Source organism: Nitrospira sp. BLG_1 (genome assembly GCF_047338595.1).
Taxonomy (GTDB): Bacteria; Nitrospirota; Nitrospiria; order Nitrospirales; family Nitrospiraceae; genus Nitrospira_D.
In genome coordinates this window covers 1-1,291 of the sequence record NZ_JBLFBO010000128.1, presented here as the reverse complement: position 1 = coordinate 1,291, position 1,291 = coordinate 1, and the positions used below count along the sequence as shown (strand labels likewise).

The following is a 1,291-nucleotide window of genomic DNA, read 5'->3' as shown; positions in this document are numbered from 1 at the left end:
TTGAAGTTCCAGAAGAGATCCCGCTGATAGGCCGGCAACTGCCGATACTCGTCAAGATCATCGTCATCATAGAGATAATTCCATGCGTAGTTCATGAGCGCAGGGACCAAGGCAAAGACACCAAAGCGCAGCGCAAATCCTGCCGGATCAGCCTTCGCACGAAGCATGTTCGAGCGCAAGCCCTGCACGGCGGCATTGCTGAACGGGATCAATTGATTGATCAGCGCCATGGTATTGCCTGCAATCGCGTAATCAATCAATCCTCTGGACTGACTTGCGGCGTACAGCATGGCGTGATAGTCGTCATAGCCGAACTGCTGTTGCGCCTTCCTGAACGCCCGTCGATACTCCGAGAGTCGCCCCTGTCGCTCAGCGCCCTGCATCAGATCGAGATAACCTTGACCGCCTTGCTTCACCCATGTCGCGAGCTTCGCGGGATTCACGACAATGGAATTGTGAGAGGCTATGGCTTCCTGCATGGCAAACTTCATGGCTCTGGCGTAGTTCTTGGAATCGGTGTAGTAGTGTCCGGCCTGGTCCCCACCAGAACGTTTGAGCTGCGAGATCTCCTCCTTTGAGTAGACCTTGAGGGCGTCCCACGGCTTGCTACCGGAGAGTGACGCAATGGACCGTTGCCAAGCGTCGCGAATGACGTTCCGCAAGGCAAACGCCGGAGTGTTCACAATCGTGGCCCTGAGGATGCGCGGCAGAATCGTCAGGAACGGCGGCAGCGTGTAGGTCCCGTCTTCGATCCCTTTCAGCGCCTTGTACACATCGGGATGGAATTGCCAGATTTCTTTCTTGCCGTTCACAAAGATCGGGATCGTCTGTTGCTCACCGGCCTGCGCCTCACGGCCCACACTCGCGAGGTCGTTCGGTTCTCCTTCGTACAGTCCTCGGTCTGTGGTGAGCAGATCCCGAAAGAGCTTCATAATTTCATTTCGGTCGGCTTCACGGATCGACCGATGGGTGGCATCCATCAGCGAGAGATAGGGATTCTTGATCGCTTTTCTTGATCCCTTAAAGCTGTGAACGGGCGTCCCGACTGCACCAATCTTTCGGCTTGGGGTTCCCTTCGGCATGAATGCGGCTAGCTCTTCCCCTGGCGAGACTTCGAGAATTCGCTGCATCGCGACATACTGTTCATTGTTGTCCTTGATGCCTTCGTACTGCTCTTGCGACAGTCGGCCTTTGTCCACGAGATACCGAAGATTTGCATCGGCCCATTGCCGGTAGCGGCTCGCCGCCTCTTGCAATTTCGCGTACCGCGCCGGATCTTTTTTTAGTTCCT

The 1,291-nt window shown here is 55.5% G+C and carries 1 protein-coding gene; it reads right to left on the bottom strand.

Translation table 11 applies throughout. From position 1 onward, the window contains the following. The coding region (locus ACMTNU_RS20670) for a hypothetical protein (protein ID WP_413937174.1) at nt 1–1,291 on the bottom strand (1,291 nt) is incomplete at both ends.